General features: G+C 67.5%; 25 protein-coding genes. 9 read left to right on the top strand and 16 right to left on the bottom strand.

Features of this window, described 5'->3' with window-relative positions; genetic code table 11:
• Nucleotides 1-150: 150 nt before the first annotated feature.
• The 6 genes from BN4346_RS36940 to BN4346_RS36915 all read left to right on the top strand — a co-directional run bounded on the left by BN4346_RS36940 (nucleotide 151) and on the right by BN4346_RS36915 (nucleotide 5,123).
• Nucleotides 151-912 (top strand): TVP38/TMEM64 family protein, encoded by a 762-nt coding sequence (locus BN4346_RS36940; protein WP_067973167.1) that lies wholly within the window; start codon nucleotides 151-153, stop codon nucleotides 910-912.
• Nucleotides 913-994: 82 nt separating this feature from the next.
• Nucleotides 995-1,285 (top strand): FeoA family protein, encoded by a 291-nt coding sequence (locus tag BN4346_RS36935; protein ID WP_067973164.1) that lies wholly within the window; start codon nucleotides 995-997, stop codon nucleotides 1,283-1,285.
• A complete protein-coding gene (gene feoB / locus BN4346_RS36930) occupies nucleotides 1,282-3,195 on the top strand; it encodes a ferrous iron transporter B (protein WP_067973161.1) in 1,914 nt (637 codons plus the stop codon). Before BN4346_RS36935 ends, feoB begins: the two co-directional genes overlap by 4 nt.
• Nucleotides 3,192-3,794 (top strand): NifU family protein, encoded by a 603-nt coding sequence (locus BN4346_RS36925; RefSeq protein WP_067973160.1) that lies wholly within the window; start codon nucleotides 3,192-3,194, stop codon nucleotides 3,792-3,794. The genes feoB and BN4346_RS36925 overlap by 4 nt, the downstream gene beginning before the upstream one ends.
• Nucleotides 3,795-3,804: 10 nt before the next feature.
• The gene (locus BN4346_RS36920; RefSeq protein WP_067973232.1) at nucleotides 3,805-4,275 is read left to right on the top strand and encodes a nitroreductase family deazaflavin-dependent oxidoreductase; all 471 of its coding nucleotides are present in this window, start codon (nucleotides 3,805-3,807) and stop codon (nucleotides 4,273-4,275) included.
• A 167-nt stretch (nucleotides 4,276-4,442) separates the two neighbouring features.
• Entirely contained in the window at nucleotides 4,443-5,123 is a 681-nt protein-coding gene (locus BN4346_RS36915) for an MIP/aquaporin family protein (RefSeq protein ID WP_067973159.1), read from the top strand.
• A 12-nt stretch (nucleotides 5,124-5,135) separates the two neighbouring features.
• Here BN4346_RS36915 and BN4346_RS36910 read toward each other — a convergent pair whose 3' ends face one another.
• The 3 genes from BN4346_RS36910 to BN4346_RS36900 are packed head-to-tail and all read right to left on the bottom strand — an operon-like array spanning nucleotide 5,136 to nucleotide 7,110.
• On the bottom strand, nucleotides 5,136-5,519 hold the full coding sequence (locus BN4346_RS36910; protein ID WP_067973156.1) for a DoxX family protein: 384 nt from the start codon (nucleotides 5,517-5,519) through the stop codon (nucleotides 5,136-5,138).
• Nucleotides 5,516-6,661 carry an SPFH domain-containing protein gene (locus BN4346_RS36905; protein WP_067973153.1) on the bottom strand — a complete coding sequence of 382 codons (1,146 nt, stop codon included), beginning with the start codon at nucleotides 6,659-6,661 and terminating at the stop codon, nucleotides 5,516-5,518. Before BN4346_RS36905 ends, BN4346_RS36910 begins: the two co-directional genes overlap by 4 nt.
• 14 nt (nucleotides 6,662-6,675) lie before the next feature.
• Nucleotides 6,676-7,110: an NfeD family protein gene (locus BN4346_RS36900; RefSeq protein WP_067973150.1), complete on the bottom strand. Its 435-nt coding sequence runs from the start codon at nucleotides 7,108-7,110 to the stop codon at nucleotides 6,676-6,678.
• Nucleotides 7,111-7,151: 41 nt separating this feature from the next.
• On the opposite strand from BN4346_RS36900, the gene BN4346_RS36895 reads away from it, so the two are divergent.
• A complete protein-coding gene (locus BN4346_RS36895; protein WP_067973146.1) occupies nucleotides 7,152-7,964 on the top strand; it encodes a hypothetical protein in 813 nt (270 codons plus the stop codon).
• Here BN4346_RS36895 and BN4346_RS36890 read toward each other — a convergent pair.
• From BN4346_RS36890 to BN4346_RS36850, 9 genes are all read right to left on the bottom strand, one after another.
• On the bottom strand, nucleotides 7,961-8,992 hold the full coding sequence (locus BN4346_RS36890) for a ferrochelatase (protein ID WP_067973145.1): 1,032 nt from the start codon (nucleotides 8,990-8,992) through the stop codon (nucleotides 7,961-7,963). The genes BN4346_RS36895 and BN4346_RS36890 overlap by 4 nt on opposite strands.
• On the bottom strand, nucleotides 8,993-9,802 hold the full coding sequence (gene inhA, locus BN4346_RS36885; protein ID WP_067973144.1) for an NADH-dependent enoyl-ACP reductase InhA: 810 nt from the start codon (nucleotides 9,800-9,802) through the stop codon (nucleotides 8,993-8,995). It lies immediately after the preceding gene.
• A 32-nt stretch (nucleotides 9,803-9,834) separates the two neighbouring features.
• Entirely contained in the window at nucleotides 9,835-10,578 is a 744-nt protein-coding gene (gene fabG1 / locus BN4346_RS36880) for a 3-oxoacyl-ACP reductase FabG1 (protein WP_407695082.1), read from the bottom strand.
• A 98-nt stretch (nucleotides 10,579-10,676) separates the two neighbouring features.
• On the bottom strand, nucleotides 10,677-11,684 hold the full coding sequence (locus BN4346_RS36875) for a VWA domain-containing protein (protein ID WP_067973141.1): 1,008 nt from the start codon (nucleotides 11,682-11,684) through the stop codon (nucleotides 10,677-10,679).
• Between the two features lie 28 nt (nucleotides 11,685-11,712).
• On the bottom strand, nucleotides 11,713-12,624 hold the full coding sequence (locus BN4346_RS36870) for a DUF58 domain-containing protein (protein ID WP_067973228.1): 912 nt from the start codon (nucleotides 12,622-12,624) through the stop codon (nucleotides 11,713-11,715).
• Between the two features lie 68 nt (nucleotides 12,625-12,692).
• Nucleotides 12,693-13,811, bottom strand: a complete 1,119-nt coding sequence (gene moxR1 / locus BN4346_RS36865; protein ID WP_067973230.1) for a chaperone MoxR1 — start codon at nucleotides 13,809-13,811, stop codon at nucleotides 12,693-12,695.
• A 132-nt stretch (nucleotides 13,812-13,943) separates the two neighbouring features.
• Nucleotides 13,944-14,582, bottom strand: coding sequence for an NlpC/P60 family peptidoglycan endopeptidase RipB (gene ripB, locus BN4346_RS36860; RefSeq protein ID WP_407695140.1), 639 nt, complete (start codon nucleotides 14,580-14,582; stop codon nucleotides 13,944-13,946).
• 73 nt (nucleotides 14,583-14,655) lie between these two features.
• The gene (ripA, locus tag BN4346_RS36855) at nucleotides 14,656-16,092 is read right to left on the bottom strand and encodes an NlpC/P60 family peptidoglycan endopeptidase RipA (RefSeq protein WP_078058660.1); all 1,437 of its coding nucleotides are present in this window, start codon (nucleotides 16,090-16,092) and stop codon (nucleotides 14,656-14,658) included.
• A 253-nt stretch (nucleotides 16,093-16,345) separates the two neighbouring features.
• A complete protein-coding gene (locus tag BN4346_RS36850; protein ID WP_208863244.1) occupies nucleotides 16,346-16,897 on the bottom strand; it encodes an Rv1476 family membrane protein in 552 nt (183 codons plus the stop codon).
• Nucleotides 16,898-17,029: 132 nt separating this feature from the next.
• Here BN4346_RS36850 and acnA point away from each other — a divergent pair, with 132 nt between their 5' ends.
• Nucleotides 17,030-19,888, top strand: a complete 2,859-nt coding sequence (gene acnA, locus BN4346_RS36845) for an aconitate hydratase AcnA (protein WP_067973138.1) — start codon at nucleotides 17,030-17,032, stop codon at nucleotides 19,886-19,888.
• 14 nt (nucleotides 19,889-19,902) lie between these two features.
• Nucleotides 19,903-20,466 (top strand): TetR/AcrR family transcriptional regulator, encoded by a 564-nt coding sequence (locus BN4346_RS36840; protein ID WP_067973135.1) that lies wholly within the window; start codon nucleotides 19,903-19,905, stop codon nucleotides 20,464-20,466.
• A 16-nt stretch (nucleotides 20,467-20,482) separates the two neighbouring features.
• Here BN4346_RS36840 and BN4346_RS48630 read toward each other — a convergent pair whose 3' ends face one another.
• The 4 genes from BN4346_RS48630 to trxA form a co-directional block, all read right to left on the bottom strand.
• Nucleotides 20,483-20,683 carry a helix-turn-helix domain-containing protein gene (locus BN4346_RS48630; RefSeq protein ID WP_078058659.1) on the bottom strand — a complete coding sequence of 67 codons (201 nt, stop codon included), beginning with the start codon at nucleotides 20,681-20,683 and terminating at the stop codon, nucleotides 20,483-20,485.
• A gap of 84 nt (nucleotides 20,684-20,767) precedes the next feature.
• Nucleotides 20,768-22,402: an ABC-F family ATP-binding cassette domain-containing protein gene (locus BN4346_RS36830; RefSeq protein ID WP_067973133.1), complete on the bottom strand. Its 1,635-nt coding sequence runs from the start codon at nucleotides 22,400-22,402 to the stop codon at nucleotides 20,768-20,770.
• A gap of 26 nt (nucleotides 22,403-22,428) precedes the next feature.
• Nucleotides 22,429-23,262, bottom strand: a complete 834-nt coding sequence (locus tag BN4346_RS36825) for an enoyl-CoA hydratase (RefSeq protein ID WP_067973131.1) — start codon at nucleotides 23,260-23,262, stop codon at nucleotides 22,429-22,431.
• A 26-nt stretch (nucleotides 23,263-23,288) separates the two neighbouring features.
• A complete protein-coding gene (gene trxA, locus BN4346_RS36820; RefSeq protein ID WP_067973130.1) occupies nucleotides 23,289-23,663 on the bottom strand; it encodes a thioredoxin in 375 nt (124 codons plus the stop codon).
• Nucleotides 23,664-23,672 lie beyond the last annotated feature (9 nt).

Genomic DNA, 23,672 nt, shown 5'->3' with positions numbered 1-23,672 from the left:
CTCGCGAGTAGCTGTTGAAGCGCTACCCGATATGTGTCAACCAGGCTAAATGATGCCGATCGGCCGACACGGGTGAGGTGTGCCGAGCGAAGAAACTCCGTCTGCGTGACGCGAAGTGTTCATCCCCGGCCCGTACTCTTGAGTGCCGTGATGCCCGCCGCCAGCCGAATCCGGCAAGTACTACGTGCTGCCTGGCCGGCATTCATCGCCACCGCGCGCCAGGTGGCGCTCCGGCGGCTGGCGTTGACCACGGCGGTCATCCTGAGCGTGGTCGCGCTGGCCCTGCTGGTCCCCGTTCCCTCGGCCGTGCAGCTGCGGGACTGGGCGCAGACGTTGGGCCCGTGGTTTCCGGTGGCGTTTCTGGTGGCGCACACCGTCGTCACGGTGTTCCCCTTCCCGCGGACCGCGTTCACGCTGGCCGCCGGTCTGCTGTTCGGCCCGTGGCTGGGCGTTCTGCTGGCGGTGGTGGCCAGTGCGCTGAGCGCCGTGGGTGTGCTGGTCCTGATGCGGGTGTTCGGTTGGCAGGTGAGCCGGGTGGTGCGTCATCCGCGGCTCGACTCGCTCGACGCCCGCCTTCGTCAGCGTGGGTGGCCGGCGGTGATCTCACTGCGGTTGATTCCGGCGATCCCGTTCTCGGTGATCAACTACGCCGCCGGCGCCTCGGCAGTGCGGCTGGTGCCCTACACGGTGGCCACCCTGGTCGGTCTGCTGCCGGGCACGGCCGCGGTGGTGGTGCTCGGCGACGCCCTGACCGGTGAGGTGAGCCCGCTGCTGTTCGCGGTCTCGGCATGCACCGCCGCGGTCGGGGTGGCACTGCTGGTCTACGAGGTGCGCTCCCACCGCGCGCACCAGCCCGGGGCCGGCCCGGAAACCCACGAGCGCGACCCGGCTGAACCGGTGGCCATCGGCTGATCGCGGCGACGGGGCCGCACGCGTGATCGGTGAATCAGGCGTACCTTTCAGGCAGTAAGCTGATCTAACGTTAGGGCATCTGATGCGCAGGTGGCGCCGGCGATCGTCGCAGGAAACCGAATCGGCGGCCGTGCTCGCCGACTTGGTGCCGGGCCAGCGGGCCACCATCACCGGTGCCGCACCGCACGCCCCGCAGGCGGTGGCAAACCGACTGCGCCAGCTCGGATTCCGTCCGTCCACCCGCGTCGACGTGGTCCGCCGGGCACCGCTGGGCGATCCCACCATCTATCGCGTGCAAGACACCGAACTGTGTCTGCGCCGCCGGGAAGCCCAGCTGATCGAGATCGACGGCGTCTGTGATGGTCGGCCATGACGCACTGCCACGATGACCTTGCCGCTGCCGTCGATGTGACGCCGGCCCAGCGGATCGCGCTGGTCGGAAGCCCGAACGCCGGCAAAACCAGTCTGTTCAATCATCTGACCGGGCTGCGCGCCAAGACCGGCAACTATCCGGGCGTCACGGTAGGGCGCAGCGTCGGAGTGATGACCGCCGGTGGTGTCGACGTGGCGGTCGAAGACCTGCCCGGCACCTACAGCCTGGACCCGATCAGTCCGGACGAACAGGTTGTTGCCGACGTGTTGGCCGGCGGAATCGACGGGATCGGGCGCCCCGACGCGATCGTGTTGGTCGCCGACGCCACCACGCTGCGCCGCTCGATCACCTTGGTGGGCCAAGTGCTGCGCCTGGACCTTCCCACCCTGCTGGTGCTCACCATGACCGACGAATTGCGTTCGCGCCACGGCGGAGTCGACATAGAAGCCCTCACGACCGCGATCGGCGTGCCGGTCGTCGCCGTGATTGCCAACCGCGGCGCGGGCATCGAGGGCCTGCGCGCACTGTTGGGTTCTCGTGACAGCTGGTCGCGGCCGGCGGTACTGCCGCCGCCGGAGGCCGAGGCGCTCGACGCCTGGGGCACCTCGGTGCTGAGCGCCGCGGACTATGTTGCCCCGCACCGGGATCAGCGGACCGCCCGGATCGACGGATTGGTCCTGCATCCGCTGTGGGGCATCGTCATCTTCTTCGCGGTCATGTTCGCGTTCTTCCAGGTCATCTTCACCCTCGCTGCCCCACTGCAAGATCGGATCGCCGCGGGACTCGACTGGCTGGGATCGCAGGTCAACAGTCACCTCGGCGGAACCATTCTTGGCGGCGTGCTCGGCGATGGGGTGATCGGCGGGGTCGGCACCGTGTTGCAGTTCATTCCGCAGATCGTGTTGCTGTTCATGCTGATCGCACTGCTGGAGAACGTCGGTTACATGTCCCGTGCCGCGTTCCTGATGGATCGCGTCATGGCCAGAACCGGACTGGAAGGGCGCGCGTTCGTGGCGATGCTGTCCTCGTTCGCCTGCGCGATCCCCGGGATCATGGCGACGCGCACACTGCCGTCCTCGCGTGATCGGATCGCCACGATCATCAGTGCCCCATTGATGACGTGCTCAGCGCGGCTGCCGGTCTACACCCTGCTCGTCGGGCTCCTGGTGGAACCGCAGACGCGTTGGTGGGGCTTGAGCGCCCAGGGCGTCACGATGTTTTTGCTGTATCTGGGCGGTGGCACCTGCGCGCTGCTGGCCGCAGCGGTGTTCAAGTCGACGATTCTGCGCAGCGACCTGCTGCCGTTCACCATGGAACTGCCGCCGTATCGGTTTCCGTCGCCCAGCGCCGTTCTCATCGCGATGTGGAATGCGGCGAAGATCTTCTTGCGCAAGGCCGGAACCGTCATCTTGGCCACATCGCTGGTGCTGTGGGTGTTGATGAATCTGCCCACCCGTGGCTCCGAGACGGCCGCGCTGCCACAACCGGACGCCGCCGCCTATGTGCTGGACCACAGCTACGCCGCCGGCATCGGCAGGGCAATCGAGCCGGTTTTCGCACCCCTGGGCTTCGACTGGCGCACCAACATTGCGCTGGTCGGGTCGCTGTCGGCGCGGGAGGTGTTCGTGTCCACGCTCGGTCAGGTATCGGCAGCGACCAACCCCGCCGCCCCACGCCAGGCGCTGGTGTCGATGACCGACGACAACGGCCGGCAGGTGTTCACCGCACCGACGGTCATCGCGCTGATGGTGTATTTCATGTTCGCGTTGCAGTGCATGTCCACCGTCGCGGTGATGCGCCGGGAGACCAATTCCTGGCGATGGCCTGCCTTCGCTTTCGGCTATATGTTCGTCTTGGCGTGGGTGATGGCATTCGCCGCGCGGTCGATCGCGTCGGGGCTGGGCGCATGATCCCCATGCATGCGGTGGCGACCGATGACCCGCAACGAGTGCGGTGGGTGCTCGACCACGACCAGCTGCCCGCTGCCGGGCGGGTCCTGCAGGCTCCCGGCCGGCTGGGTGAGCTGCAGGACGACGGCGTCATCGATGAGCTGACGGTGACCGGGTCGGAGATCGCGATCAGACTCAGCGTCCAGCAGAGCTGGCGGGCTCTCGGTGAGGAGATCCGTATCGCGCTCGACGAGGCGCTGCGGGAGCCGGCCCGCTGGCAGGTGACCCCCGCCGAGTGCGCCGGCGACCTGACGCGCGCGGTCCAGGACCTGCTTGACGGGCCGATCGGCGACGTCGCCGCCTCGCATGGTGGCGCGATCGAGCTGGTCGAGGTGACCGGTGACCAGGTGCGGGTGCGGATGTCGGGCGCCTGCCACGGCTGCCCCGCCTCGGAATCAACGCTCTACGACCGATTGCAGCGCGAACTTCGCCGCCGGTTCGGCGAGCAGGTCACGGTTTCGGTGGACAGTCCGTCGGCCGCCGGGTCTGTCGGCAAGTCGCTGCTGACCTTGTTCGTCCGCGCGGCGCATGGTCCGGCGCGCCGGCAGCGCCGCGGGTAACCTGCTGAAGATGCCGTCCTTGGCCGACACAGTCAGCCGCCTGTTGCGATCCCGACGGCTGATGCGCGCCCCGATCTGGCTGTACCGCGCGCGACTTGGCGGCCTCCTCGGCCAACGCCTGCTGATGCTCGAGCACATCGGGCGCAAGACGGGCGCCTGCCGCCGCGTCGTCCTGGAAGTCATCGACCACGCCGCCGGCGACCGCTATGTGGTGGCATCGGGTTTCGGTGACCGAGCCCAATGGTTTCGTAATATCAACGCCAACCCTCGGGTCCGGGTTTACGCCGGGAGCAGGGCCTCGGCACCGGCCACCGCCCGAGTGTTGGGCCAGGCCGAAGCCGACCGGGTACTGGACCACTACATCGAACGCCACCCCCGCGCCTGGGCGAAGTTCAGCGCTGTGCTCGAGCAGACGCTGGGCGAACCGGTGACCCCACCCAATACGGCACTGCCGCTGGTCGAATTGCGCCTGGACCGGTAGCGCACCGGCAAACAACACGAAGCCCTCATTAATCCAGCAACAATTCGGTGAATAACGGTGTGCAAATAGCGAGGTGAAGCCTCTTCGCCGTTACAGTCTTCTTTAGTGCCATGTGCTAGCACAACACAAATTGGACAAGGGCTCGACGGAGTGAAGGGACCGGATCAATGGCTGATCGGAACGCCTCGGTGCGCAAATATTTGGCCGAAATGATCGGCACGTTCGTTTTCATGTTCGCTGTGCTCGGCATCGTCTTGTCCGGCACCGAATGCGTCGCCGCCACCGCGCTGGGCATCGGCTCGGTGCTGATGGTGATGGTCTACGCCAGTGGGCACATCTCGGGCGGCCACCTGAACCCGGCGGTTTCGATCGCCGCGTATTTGCGGGGTGCGCTGCCATTGGGCGAACTGGGGCCCTACATCGTCGCCCAATTGGTCGGCGCACTCGCCGCCTTCGGGGTGGGATTCGGGCTGTGGCACGACAAGTACGCCTCCGGCACACTTGACCTGACCGGCGCCGTCTGGCCCGCATTCTTGGCCGAATTGGTGTTCACCTTCGCGCTGTGTTATGTCGTCTTGCACACCGCAACCAGCAAAGACAGTGCCGGCAACAGCTTCTACGGTCTGGCGATCGGATTCGTGGTGACCGTCGGCGTGGTGGCGGTCGGCGCCATCTCCGGCGCCGCGTTCAACCCGGCCATCACCTTCGGCCTGATGCTGTCAGGGATCTTCGCCTGGAAGTTCCTCTGGGTCTATCTGATCGCCCAGGTGCTCGGCGCGGTCGTGGCCGCCTACGCCTACAAGGCGACCCCCCTCGACGAGCACACCGCAGCCGCCCGCAAAGGCTAGAAACCCGAGCCGCTACGACTCCAGGGCCCGTACCCCGCTCCCGGCGGTGTGCGGGCCCTGGACCGTCATCGTGGCGAACACCATCAACAGCAGCACCGCGGGCACAATGTTGGCGATCCGGTTGCGCACGCGCAGGTGGATGCCCAGCGCACCGGCGAAATACAACGTCAACAACGCAGTGGTGAGCCGGGCGACGCCCGGGAAGCGGAACACCGATGCCAGTCCCAGCGCGGTGGCGGCTTTGGCCACCGGGACCGCCCAGCGGACCTCCTCGGGAATCCGCATGGCATCCATGTTCTTGGCGACATAGGGCACCGGGATCGCCGACGCCACCGCGTCACCCGCCAGGAATGCGGCCAGCGCCGCGTAGGTTGGCCGCGCCGTCAGCGCGCTCACGCCGGACCGGGATCGAGCTGAGCCGGCAACCCGCCCTCGACCGGCTTGCGCGCGTCCGCCTCGGCCTTGGCGACCGCCTGGGCGATCGCCGGATCGGTCTTGGTGGTGAACCAGTCGGCGACTTCGTCGGTGTCGTCCTCGTGCCGGTTCGGATGATCGTCGACGGGTGACGGCTGGTAGCGGAAGACGCCGTCCTCGCCGGGCGCGCCGAGCAGTTTGGTGAAGCCCTGCAGGGCGGTGCCGAAATCACTGGGCACCACCCACACCTTGTTTGCTCCACCGCGCGCCATCTCCGGCAGCACCTGCAGGTACTGGTAGGCCAACAGTTCCGGGGTGGGCCGGCCGGCCTTGATCGCCGCGAACGTCTTCTCGATCGCTTTGGCCTGGCCCTGGGCCTGCAGGTAGGCGGCGGCCCGCTCACCTTGGGCCCGCAGCATCCGGGACTGCCGTTCACCTTCGGCGGCCAGGATCGCCGCCTGTTTGGCGCCCTCAGCGGTCAGGATCTCGGACTGCTTCTGGCCCTCGGCCTGTTTGATGGCGGCCTCGCGCTGGCCTTCGGCGGTCAGGATCATGGCCCGCTTCTCGCGGTCGGCCTTCATCTGCTTCTCCATCGACGCCTGGATCGACGGCGGCGGATCGATGCTGCGCAGCTCCACCCGGGCCACCCGCAGGCCCCAGCGGCCGGTCGCCTCGTCGAGTACCCCGCGCAGCTGGCTGTTGATCACCTCACGGGAGGTCAAGGTCTGCTCCAGCGTCATCCCGCCGACCACGTTGCGCAGCGTGGTGGTGGTCAGCTGCTCCACGCCGACGATGTAGTTGCTGATCTCGTACACCGCGGCCTTGGGGTTGGTGACCTGGAAGTAGACCACGGTGTCGATGTTGAGCGTCAAGTTGTCCTCGGTGATCACCGGCTGCGGCGGGAACGACACCACCCGCTCGCGCAGGTCGATGCGGGCCCGCACCCGGTCGATGAAAGGGACCAGCAGGGTCAGCTGACCGCTGACGGTGCGACTGTAGCGACCCAGGCGTTCGATGACCGCCGCCTCGGCCTGCGGGATCAACGCGACCGACTTGGCGACCACGATTATCGCGAACACCACCAACACGGCCAGCAATAGCAGCCCGGTTGTGACGCCTTCCATGACGATTCCTTTCGTTACAGGACCTTGCTGACCACCGCGGTGGCTCCATCGATGTGCATCACGGTGACCTGCTCCCCCGGTTCGAAAACGTCGCCGTCGGTGAGCGGGCGGGCGGTCCACACCTCGCCGTTCAGCTTCACCCGGCCGCCGTGCTGTTCGACGCGGTCGAGCACCAGGGCGGTCTTGCCCTGCAGCGCCAGCACCCCCGTTTCGCCGCCGGTTCCGGCCCACAGCCGGCGGCGCAGTGCGGGACGCACCAGTGCCAGCAACAGCACTGACACCACCAGGAACACCGCGCCGTCGGTCCACAGCGGCCAGTTCGTCAGCGCGCTGGTCGCCGCGGCCGACAACGCACCACCGGAGAGCATCAGCAGGAACATGTCGCCGGTGAGGGCCTCGGCTCCTGCGAGCCCGAGTGCGAAGACCAACCAGATCAGGGCAGTCGGCATGCGGTCAGGATAGCCGCTGGACCACATACACTGCGTCCATCATGTGGTGCCCCAGTGTTTCCCTGTCGGTATGGGCCAACGCCTGGCTTGCGGGCCAGGCGGCGCCCGACGATGTTCTTGACGCGCTATCCGCCTGGGCGCCAGCGCAATCGGTGTATGCCTATGACTCCGTGGCCGCCGGCAGCTCGGGACTGCCCTGGCCCGATGTCACCGAGGCCGGGACGACGTCATTGCTGCAGACGCTGCGCACCGCGGCCGGTGGGCGCACCGAACCGGCCATCAACGTGGTGCTGCCGGTCCCCGGCGACGTGCGCGGTCTGCCGGCCGGAACCCAATTCGCGCAGGATGCAGTGGGGGCAGGCGAAGCGATACTGGTCTCCGGTCCTCGCGGCGACGCGATCGGGCTGGTCCCCGAGTACGACGAATCCGAGGCACTGTCCTGGATCGTGTACGCCCTGCCGGGGGTGCCGGCCGCCGAGCAGCATGATCTCGGTGACGCCGAGTACTCGTTGCGGTCGGCGGTCCGAACGGCGGCCGCCGCATTGGGCTCCACCGGTTCGCGCTGGGCCGACTACGGTGTGGAGGATCCGCGGCTGCGGGTGGAGCAGATGATGGAAGCCGTGCTCTTGCACCGGATTCCGGATCACGCTCCGAGCCGTGCAGTGCGCGTTCTGCACAGCGCCGCGCACGTCGAGGCGATCATCACCGTCAGTGCCGACCTGCTGACCGCCAGTGCTCATTCGTCGGCTGCGGTGCAGCGCGCCGTGGATGCGGTTGCACCGCTGACCACGGTGGTGCGCTCAGCACGCAGCGCAGCGGTGACCGAGATTCTGCACTCGGCCTGGCGCAACTAGCGAGACGGCGGTGCCACGACCGCGATGCAGTGCGATGACCCGCACGGTGCCCCGTTCACGCCGAAGCCGCAACCCAGTTCCGCCGAACCGGCGACGCGTTCGGGTGGGGTGCCGTCGCGCAGTTCCTCGACCAGGCCGCGGGCTAGCCGGGCCAGCCGTCGGTCGGCATTCGGCGTGGCCGCCCGCGCGTAGGCGATTCCCGCCGACTGCGCGGCAGAGCGGACTTCGTTGTCGAGATCCCAGACCACCTCGATGTTGTCGCTGAGAAAGCCGATCGGGCACACGATCACCGCGCGCACGCCGGCCGCTGCCAAGGCCGCCAGGTGCGTTTCGACGTCGGGCTCCAGCCAGGGCACCTGCGGCGGCCCCGAGCGCGATTGCCACACCTGGTCATAGTCGCGGTAGCCCGCGGCGGCCGCGACCAGAGTCGTCGCGTAGGCGACCTGGCGGCTGTACAGCTGTGGGCCGTAGCGTGTGTCGGCGCTCACCGGGATGGAATGCGCGGTGAAAACCAGCCGGGCGCTGTCCCGCAGGCCGGCCGGCAGGCTGTCGGCGGCTGTGGTGATCGCCTGGGCGAACATCGCCACGAACAGCGGGTGGTCAAAGTATTGGCGCAGTTTCACCAATTCCGGTGCCTGCTCCCCGACCGCCTGTCGCGCTCGGGCGATGTCCTCGGCGTACTGGTCGCAACCCGAATATCCGCCCCAGGCCGAGGTCGGGAATACCGCGGCACGTCGCACGCCGTCTGCCGCCATCGCCGCGACGACGTCCTGCGCGTAGGGCTCCCAGTTGCGGTTCCCGAAATACACCGGCAGGCCGGGCATTTCGGTACGCAGTGCATCGGCCAACGCACGGTTGATCCCGTTGATCGGCGACACGCCACCGAAGTGCAGGTAGTGCTCGGCGACCGCGTCGAGCCGGGCCGACGGCACCCCACGTCCCCGGGTGACGTTCTCCAGGAACGGCCGAACCTGCTCCGGGCCTTCAGGACCTCCGAAGGACAGCAGCAGGACGGCGTCTAGGTCCATCTAGAGCAACTGGGTGTGAGCGCCACCGTCGGCGTAGACGACCGTTCCGGTGGTGGACGGCAGCCAGTCGGACATCAGCGCGCAGACGGTTTTGGCCACCGGCGTCGGGTCCTTCATGTCCCAGCCGATCGGGGCCCGCTGGTCCCAGCCCTCTTCCAGCAGCCGGATCTGCTCGCCGGCGCCCTCACCGAGGGCACCGCCCACGATGGCGCTCATCGCCAGCGTCCGGATCGGGCCGGCCGCAACCAGATTCGACCGCACACCGACCTTGCCGGCCTCGCGTGCCACGAAACGGTTCACCGACTCCAGGGCACTCTTGGCCACCGTCATCCAGTTGTAGGCCGGCATCGCCCGGGTCGGGTCGAAGTCCATGCCGACAATGCCGCCGCCGGGGTTCATGATCGGCAACACCGCCTTGGCCAGCGAGGCGTAGGAGTAGGCCGAGATGTGGATGCCCTTGGCGACGTCCTCGTAGGGCGCGTCGAAGAACGGGTTGATGCCCATGCCGGTCTGCGGCATGAAGCCGATGGAGTGCACCACGCCGTCGAGCTTGTTGCCCTCGCCGATCACCTCGGTGACACGCTCGGCCAACGAGCCCAGGTGCTCCTCATTCTGCACATCGAGTTCGAGCAGCGGCGCCGGTTCCGGCAGCCGGTCGATGATGCGCTGGATCAGCCGCAGCCGGTCGAAGCCGGTACACACCAGCTGCGCGCCGGCCTCCTGCGCCACCTTGGCGATATGGAATGCGATCGAGGAGTCGGTGATGATCCCGGTGACCAGGATCCGCTTGCCTTCGAGAATGCCTGCCATGAAAAGTCCCCTATCTTGAACTGAACGAGTCGCTAGTGGCCCATGCCCATGCCGCCGTCGACGGGGATGACCGCGCCGGCGATATAGCTTGCGTCCTCAGATGCCAGGAAGCTGACCGCACCGGCGACCTCCTCGGCGGTACCCACCCGCTTGGCCGGGATGAAGTCCAGTGCGCCGGCCTGGATCCGCTCGTCGAGGGCACGGGTCATCTCGGTGTCGATGTAGCCGGGCGCAACGACGTTCGCGGTGACGCCGGCCTTGGACAGCTCGCGAGAGATCGAGCGGGCCATGCCGATCAGACCCGCCTTGGCCGCCGCATAGTTGGCCTGGTTGCCGATCCCCCACATGCCGGAGACCGATCCGATGTAGATGATCCGGCCAAAACGCTTGCGCTGCATGCTGCGCGACGCCCGCTGGGTGACGCGGAAAGCGCCGGTGAGGTTGGCGTTGATGACCTCTTCGAAGCGCTCTTCGGTCATTCGCATCAAAAACGCGTCTTTGGAGATGCCGGCGTTGGCCACCAGCACCTCGACTGGGCCCTGGTGTTCTTCGACCTCGGTGAAGGCTCGGTCGACGGCGTCGTTGTCGGTGACATCGCACACCACGCCGAACAGTCCCTCGGGTGCGCCGGAACCGCGGTGCGTCACGGCCACCTTGTGGCCGTCGGCGGCCAGTCGCTGCGCGATCGCCAGTCCGATGCCCCGGTTTCCCCCGGTGACGAGGACCGAACGGGACACAAATGCGGGCTTTCCTGCGGGGGCTTCGCTGTCTGTCACCGGCATAACTTATCAGTGCCCCAGGTTGACTCTGCGCTCACCAAACAGCCCACTCGCACTTTGCCCTGGTAGCCGCTGAGTCAACGAGGACGGCAGATCTAGGCGGGCAGGCGCCGGTTCAGCAGCAGCGCCGCCAGCGCGGCCAACGCCAGGATGAATGCGCCGAGGCGCAGCCAGCCGGTGCTCGCGTCACCGCGAATGGTCTCGAAGCCGATCTGGTCCTGCAGCGTGGTGTACACCTCTTTGAGCTGGGCCAGGCTGGAGGCGGTATAGGCGTTACCACCGGAGAGATCGGCGATCTTCTTCAGCGAGTCGTCGTCGACCGGCACCGGTTGACGCTGCTCGTTGATCTCGACGTAGCCGTACGCCGTGCCGAACGAGATCGTCGAGACCGGCACCCCCTGGTCCTTCGCGGTACGCGCCGCGGTGAACGCGCCCTTGGGATTGTCGGGGTTGGACGGCACGGTCTCCTTACCGTCGGAGAGCAGCACAATGCGGGCCGGCGGCGGGGTGTCGCCGCCGCCGATGACCGCGCCCACCGTGGCGATCGCCTGCAGCGCGGTGAAGATGCCCTCCCCGGTGGCGGTGCGGTCGGCCAGTTGCAGTTTGTCGATCGCGGCCTTGGTGGCTTCGCGGTTGGTGGTCGGCGAGGTCAGCACGGTCGCGGTGCCGGCGTAGGCGATCAGGCCCAGGTTGATGCCGGCGGTCAATTCGTCGGCGAACTGCTTGCCGGCTTCCTGCGCGGCCGCCAGCCGGCTGGGAGCGACGTCGGTGGCCCGCATCGATTGGGATACGTCGATCACCAGCATCACCACCGCGCGGTTGCGCGGGATCCGGACGTCGTGGGTGGGGCCGGCCATCGCGACGGTGAACAGCAGCAATGAGCTGATCAGCAGGATCGCCGACAGGTGCCGCCAGCGCGTCGGCGATTTGGGCGCCACGCTCTCCAGCAGCTCCATGTTGGCGAACCGCAGGATCCGCCGATGCCGCGCCACCTGCATGAGGATGTAGAGCGCGACCAGAGCCAGGATCACGAACAGGAACAGAAAGAACCACGGGTGCGCGAAGCCCGTCAGCGTCATCGGCCCGAGTAGCGGCAATGTCATAGCAGACCTGTCTGTTTACGGGTCGAGTTCACGGCATCCCCGCCAGCGCGCCGCGCCGGCGTGACTCGACGAATCGGACGATGTCGGCGATCCAGTCCCGGTCGGTCCGCAACCCCAGCAACGGCGCTCCGCAGCTGCGCAACGCACGCGCGACATCGGCGCGGTGGGCCACCGCGGCCCGGGCGAAATCGTCACGCAGCTTGGCGTCGATGGTGAACTCACGGGTGATCCCGGATTCGGTGTCCTGCAGCACCACGTCGCCGACATCGGGCAACTCGACATCACGCGGGTCGAGGATCTCGATGCCCAGCACCTCGTGGCGGGCGGCAATCGCCCGTAGCGGGCGCATCCAGTTGATCGGTCCGAGGAAGTCGCTGATGATGACCGCCATCCCGCGCCGGCGTTCGGGCCTGCGCAGTGCGTCGATGGCCGCCGCCAGGTCGCCCCGCACCCCAGCGGGGGCCCGTGGAATGGTGGCGATGGTGCGCAGCAGGGTCTGCTCGTGGTTGCGACCCGAGCGGGCCGGGACTCGCAAGACTCGCTCACCGTTGGCCACCAGTGCGCCCAGCCGGTTCCCTCCGCCGCTGTTGAGGTAGACGATCGCCGCCGCCGCTGCCACCGCCAGGTCACGTTTCTCGCAGGTGGCGGTGCCGAAATCCATGCTGGCCGACATGTCGACCACCAGCCAGGTCTCCAGCTCGCGGTCGGCGATCATCTGCCGCACGTGCGGATGGGTGGTGCGGGCCGTGACCGACCAGTCCATCCGGCGCACGTCATCGCCCGGCTGGTAGAGCCGGGACTCACCGGGCTCGGAGCCCGGGCCGGGAATCAGGCCGAGGTGATCCCCGTGCAGCACCCCGTCGAGCTTGCGTTTGACCGTCAGCTCCAGGGTGCGCAGTGCCGCCGCCAGCTTGGGGTCGCGGATTCCTCCGCGCAGCATCGATGGCGGTGCGGTGCTGGTGTCCGGGCGCCGGGATTCCCCGATTCCTTGCCCGGTGTCGGGGTCGCTCACCGACCGCCGGCCACTGCCGCCGGTGTCGGGGCACCCGGTGCCGACGAATGCTGTTGCTGCGGAACAGCGTTCACCTGAGCCAGCGGCACCGTCTGCAGCACCCGGTTGATCACGATCTCCGGGGTGATCTCATCGGCCAGTGCGTCGTAGGACAGCACCAGGCGGTGCCGCAGCACGTCCGGGATGACCTCGATGACGTCCTGCGGGATCACGTAGTCGCGGCCACGGACCAGGGCTAGCGCCCGGGACGCGGAGATGATGCCCAACGAGGCACGCGGCGACGCACCGAACGACAGCCAGTTCTTCACGTCCGGCATGCCGAACTGCTCGGGCTGGCGCGTTGCGGTGATCACCCGCACGACGTAGTCCACCAGAGCGTGGTGCACGAAGTTGTTGGCCGCCAGCGTCTGCAGCCGCACCAGGTCGCCGGTGCCGAGGATCTGCTTGGGCTCCGGCGGGGTGACGCCCATCCGGTAGATGATCTCGCGCTCTTCTTCGGGCGAGGGGTAGCTGACGTTGATCTTGAACAGGAAGCGGTCGCGCTGCGCCTCGGGCAGCGGGTAGACACCCTCGTGTTCGATCGGGTTCTGGGTGGCCATCACCAGGAACGGGTTGGGCAGCGCGAAGCTCTTGCCGCCGATCGAGACCTTGCGCTCCTGCATGACCTCCAGCAGCGCCGACTGCACCTTGGCCGGTGCGCGGTTGATCTCGTCGGCCAGCAGGAAGTTGGTCATCACCGGGCCGAGCTCGGTGTCGAACTCCTCGCGGCCCTGCCGGTAGATGCGGGTACCGATGATGTCGGTGGGCACCAGGTCCGGGGTGAACTGAATGCGCGCGAACGATCCGCCGACCACCTTGGCGAAGGTCTCCACGGCCAGGGTCTTGGCGACACCGGGCACGCCTTCGAGCAGCACGTGGCCCTTGGCGAGCAGGCCGACCAGGATGCGCTCGACGAGCTGGTCCTGGCCGACGATGACGCGCTTGACCTCGAAGATGGCCCGCTCCAGCGCGTGTACGTCGGCGGCGAGCCCGCTACCGCCGACTGTGCCTGTCTCGGCACCGGCCGAGCCGGGGAAACCGCTGGCGCCCGCGGGCGTCCCATCCGATGACGTCATCGACAAATCCTCCACAAAGGTCGGTCAGACACAACTGCTTGCACGGCGCACGGCCGAGGGGCAGCGTTGTGCCCTCGTTTCACTATTCCAGGGTTAGCAGCATCCGTCGACGTAAGGGCCGTCCCGAATGCGTTAGTACTCGATGATCCGGGTCAGATACGGCGTCATCCCCGATGTCCGCACCGGGCTGACGACTACCTTGCCGGCGCTGCCCGAAGCCTCCAGCATCTTCCCACCACCCAGGTACATGGTGACGTGCTGGCCGCCACCGGGGCCGTAGAACATCAGGTCTCCGCGCCGGGCCTGACTCGGCGGAATGTGCCGCCCGGCGTTGTACTGGTCACCGGAGAACCGCGGGATCAGCACGCCGACACCGGCGAACGCGTAACGCATCAGGCCCGAGCAGTCGAAACCGACCGTGCCCGCACCGGAGTCGATGCCCTTGCTGGGACCGGTCAGCGAACCGCCGCCCCAGGAGTAGGGCACGCCCATCTGCGCGCCGCCGCGGCGAATCACGTACTCGATGGCCTGCTTGCCGTGCACCCGCTGGCCGGGTGACACATTGCCGGCGGCTTCATCGCCTACGTTGAACCCGAGGCCAGAGAGGAACTTGCGGCCCAGCTCCATCGTGGTCTGGGTGGCGTTGGCGGTGGCCTGCAGCGACGCGTTGGCGACCGCCAACGGGTCACCGGGCGCACCGGCGCTGATCGTCGCCGGCAGGGTGGGGTCCCACCCAGGGTCTGCCTCGGCCGGTCCGGCCAGGCTCATCATCACCGGGATCGCAACCAGCAGCGACCCGATGAGGCGCGAGAGACGTAATGAACTCAGTTGCATGGCACCGCCGTCAGTACTCGATGTATCGGACTACGTAAGGCGTCATGCCGCTCTTGCGGACCGGCGACACCTTCACCGTCTGCCCCACGTCGGGGGCCTCCAGCATCAGGCCGTTGCCGAGGTAGAGCGTCACGTGCTGACTACCACCGGGGCCGTAGAAGATGACGTCGCCGCGACGCGCCAGCGCCGAGGGGATCTGGCGGCCCATCTTGTACTGCGAACCCGAGTAGTGCGGCAGCTTGATGCCCACCCCGGCGAAGGCGTAGAGGATCAGCCCGGAACAGTCGAAACCGACCGTGCCCGAACCGGAGCCGATACCGCGGCCAGGCCCCGCGGCGGTGCCGCCACCCCAGGAGTAGGGCACACCGCGCTGCGACAGGCCACGGCGGATCACGTATTCGGAGGCCTGCCGGCCGTACACCCGCGGGATTTTGCCGTTGTTGATACCGGTGTCGTCGGGCTTGGCCAGGCCCAGCGACTGCAGGAATTTCTGGCCCAGGTTTGCCGTCACCTGCGCCGAGGTCTGCGAGATCCCCAGCACTTGGTTGATAACCGCGACCGGGTCGCCGGGAACGTCGGCACTGGGCACCATCGGCAGGGTCGGGTCCCAGGCACCGTCCCATTGCGCGGGCTTGCCGACCGTGGGGCCGGCGACCGGACCGGCGGGATTTCCCCACCGATCACCGCTTGTGGCACCGGCCGGCGCGGGCCCCGCGAGAGGCTGCTCGTGGCCGCGGGCCGCGGCGAGTTTGGCCTGCGCCTCGTTGCGTCGTGCGGCCAGCCGGTCGATCTCGCCCTGCTGTTCGCCGAACTTGCGCTGGGTGTCGGTGAGCGCAGCCACCGCGGCGTCCTGGCTGGACTGCGCGTCGGCGACGGCCTGATCGGCCTTCTGCTTCGCCAGCCGGGCGGCCGACTCCTTGTTCAACTGCTCGGTGCGGGCCTGTTTGAGATGGTCCAGCGCCTGCTGGGAGGAGAGCGCCAGGGTCTGGCCGGCCGCCGCCGTGGCGATCAGGTCCGAGGGGTTGGCCGCGGTCAGGTAGCTGTCCGAGGGCCCGTTGACGTACGTCGACGCGGCGAAGGTGTTGAACCGTCGCTGCGCGGCGGCGATCGCGGCGTCGGCGTCGGCGATCGCCTGCCGGCCGGACTCCACTTCGTGTTGGGCTTCGGCTGCGTCATCCCGGGCGGTCTGCAGATCCACCAGGGCCTTGTTGACCCCTTCCTTCTCCTCGGCGATCTGTGCGCCCAGGTTCTGCAGCTGCTGGTTGGCGTCGGCGACGTCGGCGATCAGCGCGGCGATACCGTCGGGGTCCCCTCCGGGTTGGGCTGCGGCCAGCCCCGGGGTGCCCAGCAGCATCGCGGCACTGAGGACCGACACCGTCGCGGGGTGGGCGAACCGGGTCGCCCGTCGGAAAACAGAGCCATCGGAGCCACAGCGGATGCGTCTCATTCGGCTTCGATCTCCTCGGACTCTCAGCAGGCGGCGCCGCGCTTCGGCCGGTGGCAAAAGCACAGAAACATCAGATACAACAGCTGCGCCTTTTGAGACCATACGTCACATCAGTCACTGGAGAAACATTCGTAACAAACTACGTTAATGTAATTAAGCGCGTTGTGACCATTCGGTGACCTAATTATTTGCGACAGCCCACAACTGGGCGACAATTAATCGCCCAGTTTCCGGGTTTTCGGAGGTAAGGCCGCTAGTTGGCGACGTCGGAGCGCTCAGTAGCCTGTTTGCTGCGTCGCTGCAGAAAGCGGGTGCCGACGGCCGCCGCCGCCACCCCCACCAGCAGCACCACCGTCATGCCGGTCCAGGGCAGATCCGGGGTGGTCAATTCGTGCAGGAAATTCTGCGCGGAGACCACCGGATTGCCGGTTTTGGCGTGGTCTTCGGCGGCCTCCAGCTTGGACCGGTGAAACTGGCCGCTGTAGCTGCCCACATAGTTCGTACTGACGACCAGGACAGTGGAATCGGGATAGTCGTAGCCGACCACCGTGGCGACGTCGCGCAGCGCGGTGTCCATTCCGGGATTGCGGGCGACCTCGACGATCTTGAGGTCGATGCCGTCGCGGCCCGCCTCGGCCACCACTTCGCGCAGGGCCGGCACATCGGCCGCCGGTGCACTCACCCCGTCCGCGGCGACAGCAACCTTGACCAACGCCATGCAGTCGTCGGGCGGGGTAGCCGGGTCGAGGCCGACGGTGAGGCAGAGCTCGCCGGGGATGTAGGCCGGCGGGTGCTGGATCGTCACGGTTGATGACGGTATCAACCCCGGCTAGGTGAGGTGAACCTTACTTTATACAGGACAATCGTACTGTTAGGGTTATGACACCCGTCGGCGCGGACCCGTCGATGGAGGAGAACTCGATCTCGGGGAGTTGAAGTGACCAGCAAAGATTCGGTGAATTCGTTCGGAGCCCGCGCCACCCTGACCGTGGGCGACACGGACTATGAGATCTTCCGCCTCGACGCCGTCCCCGGCACCGAGAAACTCCCCTACAGCCTCAAGGTGCTGGCCGAGAACCTGCTGCGCACCGAAGACGGCGCGAACATCACCAAGGACCACATCAACGCGATCGCCAACTGGGACCCGGCCGCCGAGCCGAGCATCGAGATCCAGTTCACCCCGGCCCGGGTGATCATGCAGGACTTCACCGGTGTGCCCTGCGTCGTCGACCTGGCCACCATGCGTGAGGCCGTCACCGCCCTGGGCGGCGACCCCAACAAGGTCAACCCGCTCTCGCCCGCCGAGATGGTCATCGACCACTCCGTCATCCTCGATGTCTTCGGCACCGCCGACGCCTTCGAGCGCAACGTCGAGCTGGAGTACCAGCGCAACGGCGAGCGCTACCAGTTCCTGCGTTGGGGCCAAGGCGCATTCGACGACTTCAAGGTTGTCCCGCCGGGCACCGGCATCGTGCACCAGGTCAACATCGAGTACTTGGCCCGCACCGTGATGGTGCGTGACCGGGTGGCCGGCGGGCAGACCGTCAGCCAGGCCTACCCCGACACCTGCGTCGGCACCGACAGCCACACCACCATGCAGAACGGCCTGGGTGTGCTGGGCTGGGGCGTCGGCGGTATCGAGGCCGAGGCCGCCATGCTGGGCCAACCGGTGTCGATGCTGATCCCCCGGGTTGTCGGCTTCAAGCTGACCGGTGAGATCCAGCCGGGCGTCACCGCCACCGACGTGGTGCTGACCGTGACCGACATGCTGCGCAAGCACGGCGTGGTCGGCAAATTCGTCGAGTTCTACGGCAAGGGCGTGGCCGAGGTGCCGCTGGCCAACCGGGCCACCCTGGGCAACATGAGCCCCGAATTCGGCTCGACCTGCGCGATCTTCCCGATCGACGAAGAGACCATCAACTACCTGCGCCTGACCGGCCGCACCGACGAGCAGCTCGCGCTCGTCGAGGCCTACGCCAAGACCCAGGGCATGTGGCACAACCCCGAGCACGAGCCGGCCTTCTCCGAATACCTGGAGCTGGACCTGTCCACGGTGGTCCCGTCGATCGCCGGCCCGAAGCGTCCGCAGGACCGAATCCTGTTGTCGGAGAGCAAGATCGCCTTCCGCAAGGACATCCACAACTACGTCGAAGAGCAGCAGCCGACGCCGCACACCCAGCTCGACGAGGCCATCGAGGAGTCCTTCCCGGCCTCCGACCCGGTCAAGCTCAGCTTCGCCGACGACGGTGCGGTGGACGTGCAGTCGGCCGCCAACGGCTCGGACGGCCGGCCGAGTAAGCCGATCCGGGTCAAGGGCGAGCGCGGCGAGTTCATCCTCGACCACGGTGCCGTCGCGGTCGCGGGTATCACCTCCTGCACCAACACTTCCAACCCGTCGGTGATGATCGGCGCGGCCCTACTGGCCCGCAACGCCGTCGAGAAGGGCCTGTCGTCCAAGCCGTGGGTGAAGACCAACATGGCCCCGGGCAGCCAGGTCGTCACCGACTACTACGAGAAGGCCGGCCTGTGGCCCTACCTGGAGAAGCTCGGCTTCTACCTGGGCGGTTACGGCTGCACCACCTGTATCGGTAACACCGGCCCGCTGCCCGAGGAGATCTCCAAGGCGGTCAACGAGGAAGACCTGACCGTCACCGCGGTGCTGTCGGGTAACCGCAACTTCGAGGGCCGCATCTCCCCCGACGTCAAGATGAACTACCTGGCCTCCCCGCCGCTGGTCATCGCCTACGCCCTGGCCGGCACCATGGACTTCGACTTCGAGACCGACTCCCTCGGCAAGGACCAAGACGGCAACGACGTCTTCCTGCGCGACATCTGGCCGTCGGCCCAGGAGATCGACGACACCATCAAGTCCGCGATCAACCAGGACATGTTCCGCAAGTCCTACGCCGACGTGTTCAAGGGCGACGAGAACTGGCGCAACCTGCCGACCCCGGACGGCGACACCTTCGCCTGGGACGAGGCGTCGACCTACGTGCGCAAGGCGCCCTACTTCGACGGCATGGGGATGGAGCCCGAGCCGGTCTCCGACATCAAGGGCGCTCGGGTGATGGCACTGCTGGGCGACTCCGTCACCACCGACCACATCAGCCCGGCCGGCCCGATCAAGCCCGGCACCCCGGCAGCGGACTACCTGGACGCCCACGGTGTGGCACGCAAGGACTACAACTCCCTGGGCAGCCGGCGCGGCAACCACGAGGTCATGGTCCGCGGCACCTTCGCCAACATCCGCCTGCAGAACCGGGTGCTGGACACCATCGGTTTGGAGGGCACCCAGGGTGGCTACACCCGGGACTTCACCCAGGAGGGCGGCCCGAAGGAGTTCATCTACAACGCCTGCATGAACTACCAGAAGGCCGGCATCCCGCTGGTCGTGCTGGGCGGCAAGGAATACGGCTCCGGCTCGTCGCGGGACTGGGCCGCCAAGGGCACCACGCTGCTGGGCGTCAAGGCCGTCATCACCGAGTCCTTCGAGCGCATCCACCGGTCGAACCTGATCGGTATGGGTGTGATCCCGCTGCAGTTCCCGGCCGGCGAGAGCGCCAAGACGCTGGGCCTGGACGGCACCGAGACGTTCGACATCGTCGGTATCGAAGAACTCAACGCCGGTAAGACGCCGAAGACGGTCAAGGTCACCGCCACCAAGGAAAATGGTGACAAGGTCGAATTCGACGCGGTCGTCCGTATCGACACCCCCGGTGAGGCCGACTACTACCGCAACGGCGGCATCCTGCAGTACGTGCTGCGCAGCATGTTGAAGTCGACCACGACCGCGTAGACGGCGATCACCTGATGCCCAGGGTCAGCGAGGATCACCTGGCGGCCCGGCGCCGCCAGATCCTCGATGGCGCGCGGCGGTGTTTCGCCGCGTACGGGTACGACCAGGCCACGGTGCGGCGACTGGAGCAGACGGTTGGGTTGTCGCGCGGGGCGATCTTCCATCACTTCCGCGACAAGGACACGCTGTTCTTCGAGTTGGCCCGCGAGGATGCGCAGCGGATGGCTGATGTGGCCTCGCGTGAGGGCCTGATCGGCGTGATGCGGGACATGTTGGCGGCGCCGGAGCAGTTCGACTGGCTGGCCACCCGGCTGGAGATCGCCCGAAAACTGCGCCACGACCCGGAGTTCAGCCGCGGCTGGGCGGAGCGGTCAGCCGAATTGGCTGCTGCGACAACAGATCGGCTGCATCGCCAGAAGCAGGCCGGCCGGCTGCGCGACGACGTCCCCGCCGACGTATTGCACTGCTATCTGGATCTGGTGCTCGACGGCCTGGTCGCGCGACTGGCGTCGGGCGAAGATCCGCAGCGGCTATCCGCGGTCCTCGACCTGGTCGAGGATTCGGTGCGGCAGAGCTGATTTCGCTGCCTAGTAGCTAGCGCGATCGGGTGCGGTGGTTGGGTCCACCGCGGCTGCGCATCGCCGCGCCCGACTCCCGCAGCATGCTGTGCACAGATCCGTACGATCGGCCGGTCGACGCCGCCAAGGTCCGGATACTCGCCCCGCGCTCATAGGCGCTGCGCAACTCGACTAGCTGAAGATCGCGTTGCTTGTTCGGTTTCGTCGTCGTTGCCACGTCCCCTCACCATCCCCTCGCCGGCCCAACGGGTTCAGCGTAGGAAGGTGGCGAGGCGATCGGGCGGGTTTGGCTGAAATCCTGTCAGGCCAGCTCGATCAGATCGCGGTAGTCCGCCGACCAATGATCCTCGGTGCCGTCGGGCAGCAACACCACGCGCTGTGGGTCGAGCGCCTCGGCCGCGCCCGGGTCGTGGGTGACCAGCACCACCGCGCCGGCATAGCTGCGCAGCGCGTCCAGGACCTGTTCACGCGACGCCGGATCGAGGTTGTTGGTCGGTTCGTCGAGCAGCAGTACGTTCGCGGTGGATGCCACCAGTCCGGCCAGCGCCAGTCGGGTCTTCTCACCGCCGGACAGTGTGCCGGCCGGTTGTTCCAGCTGCGGCCCGGTAAACATGAACGCGCCCAACAGTCCCCGCAGATCCTGCTCCGAGGTGTCGGGGGCCGCGTGAACGATGTTCTCCCACACCGTCGCGGCATTGTCGATGGTGTCGTGTTCCTGGGCGAAGTAGCCGATCTTGCAACCGTGGCCAGGTTCGAGCTGGCCGGCGTCGGGGGTTTCCACTCCGGCGAGCAACCGCAGCAGCGTGGTCTTGCCGGCGCCGTTGAGACCCAGCACCACCACCCGCGAACCGCGGTCGATGGCCAGGTCGACACCGCTGAAGATCTCCAGCGAGCCGTACATCTTGGTCAGTCCGCTGGCCATCAGCGGCGTTTTTCCGCACGCGGCCGGGGTCGGGAATTTGATCCGGGCCACCTTGTCGGCCACCCGCTCGTCGTCCAGCTCCGCCATCATCCGTTCAGCGCGGCGCAGCATATTCTGCGCGGCAACGGCTTTGGTGGCTTTGGCGCCCATCTTGGCGGCTTGGGTGCGCAACGCAGTGGCCTTGCGTTCGGCGTTGGCCCGCTCCCGGCGGCGACGCTGCTCATCGGTCGCTCGGGCGTCGAGGTATTTCTGCCAGCCCATGTTGTACACGTCGGCTTCGCCGCGTACCGCATCCAGGAACCACACCCGGTTGACCACGTCGGCCAGCAGGCCCACGTCGTGGCTGATCAGCACCAGCCCCCCACTGTGGTTCTTCAGGAAGTCGCGCAGCCAGCCGATCGAATCGGCATCGAGGTGGTTGGTCGGTTCGTCGAGCAGCAAGGTGGTGCCACTCGAACCGCCCGCTCCGCCCTCGGCGGCAGCGAACAGGATGCGCGCCAGCTCCACCCGGCGGCGCTGCCCGCCGGACAGGGTGCGCAGCGGCTGGGTCAGCACCCGTTCGGGCAGTCCCAGACTGGTGCAGATCCGGCCGGCCTCACTCTCGGCGGCGTAGCCGCCCAGTGCGGCGAATCGCTCCTCGAGCTGGCCGTAGCGGCGGATCGCCTTGTCGCGGGCGCCGTCGTCGACGACCTCGGCCATCAGCACCTGCTGCTTCTCCAGGTCGACCAGGATCGAGTCCAGGCCGCGCGCGGAGAGCACCCGGTCGCGGGCCAGCACGTCGAGGTTGCCTTCCCGCGGGTCCTGGGGCAGGTAGCCGACCTCCCCCGTGCGGGTGACGCTGCCGGCGTACGGTTCGCCTTCCCCGGCCAGGATGCGCATGGTGGTGGTCTTGCCGGCGCCATTGCGGCCGACCAGCCCGATCCGGTCGCCGGGCTGGATGCGCAGCGCCGGGCCCTCGGCGGCGAGCAGGGTGCGCGCTCCGGCGCGGACCTCAAGGTCCGTTGCGGTGATCACGCGCGCGTACTCCTGTCGTGGTGGTGCTACTTATCGTCGGTAAAGGCCGGTGGGCGCTTCTCGGCGCGCGCAGCGACGGCTTCCTCGAAGTTGCTGGTCAGCAGGCGCACGTAGAGCTGTCCGAGCCCCTCGGCCTGCATGTGCCCCTCCAGACTACCGGCGTCGAGTCCGCTCCAGAGCGTCCGCTTGGTCAATTCGGTCCCCGGCCGGGAGAAACCGGCGATCCGCTCGGCCATGTCGTAGCAGGTGTCCAGCAACTCCGGTAGCTCCACCACTCGGGAGACCAGGCCGATTCGCTCGGCCTCGGCGGCGTCGACGTCACGGCCGGTGAGCATGATCTCGAACGCCCGCGACGCGCCGATCGCCCGGGGCAGCAGGTAGCTCAGGCCCAACTCACTGGCGGTCAGCCCGTTGTTGATGCCGGCCGCCCGAAAATAGGCATCCGACGCCGCGACCCGGATGTCGGCCGCCAGCGCCAAGCACAGTCCACCACCGATGGCTGCTCCGTTGACGGCAGCGATCACCGGTTGGTGCAGGCGCCGCAGCGCCAGGATGATGTCGTCGAGCAGTTCCATCGACCGCAACCCGAAGGTGGGCCGGGTGAGCCCGGCCACGTGCGGCACCGAACCCGCAGACTTGTGGTCGGCGCCCGAGGAGAACCCCCGGCCGGCCCCGGTCAGCACCACCACCCGCACCGAGTTGTCGTAGCTGACTTCCGCCAGCGCGTCGCGCAGCGGAACCATCACGTCGAACGCCATGGAGTTCATTCGCTCCGGGCGGTTCAGCGTGATCAGGGCGACGTGTGGACGCGGACGTTCGACTTTGACGAACTGGTAGCCGAACTCGGATTCGGAAGACACGGATGCACGCTATCGCGTGCTGGGCCTCAGACCTGCTCGGGCTTGCCCGCAGCGGCCTGCTCAGCCAGCGCCGCTTCGACATCGAGGTCTTTGACCTGCTGGACCAGGTGCTCCAACGCCGCGGCGGGCAGCGCGCCGGCCTGGTTGAACACCAGCGTGCCCTTCTTGAACGCCATCAGGGTGGGAATGGAGCGGATCTGGGCGGCAGCGGCCAGCTGCTGTTCGGCTTCGGTGTCGACCTTGGCGAACACCACATCGGGGTGCTTCTCGGAGACCGCCGCGAACGTCGGAGCGAACGATCGACACGGCCCGCACCAGGATGCCCAGAAATCGACGAGCACGATGTCGTTGTCGGCAATGGTTTCTTCGAATTTCGCCGCGGTGAGGTCTTGAGTTGCCATGACTGGCCC

It is taken from the genome of Mycolicibacter icosiumassiliensis, assembly GCF_900078685.2.
Taxonomy (GTDB): Bacteria; Actinomycetota; Actinomycetes; order Mycobacteriales; family Mycobacteriaceae; genus Mycobacterium; species Mycobacterium icosiumassiliensis.
The sequence above is the reverse complement of the archived record's forward strand: the minus strand, read 5'-3'. Positions and strand labels throughout refer to the sequence as shown.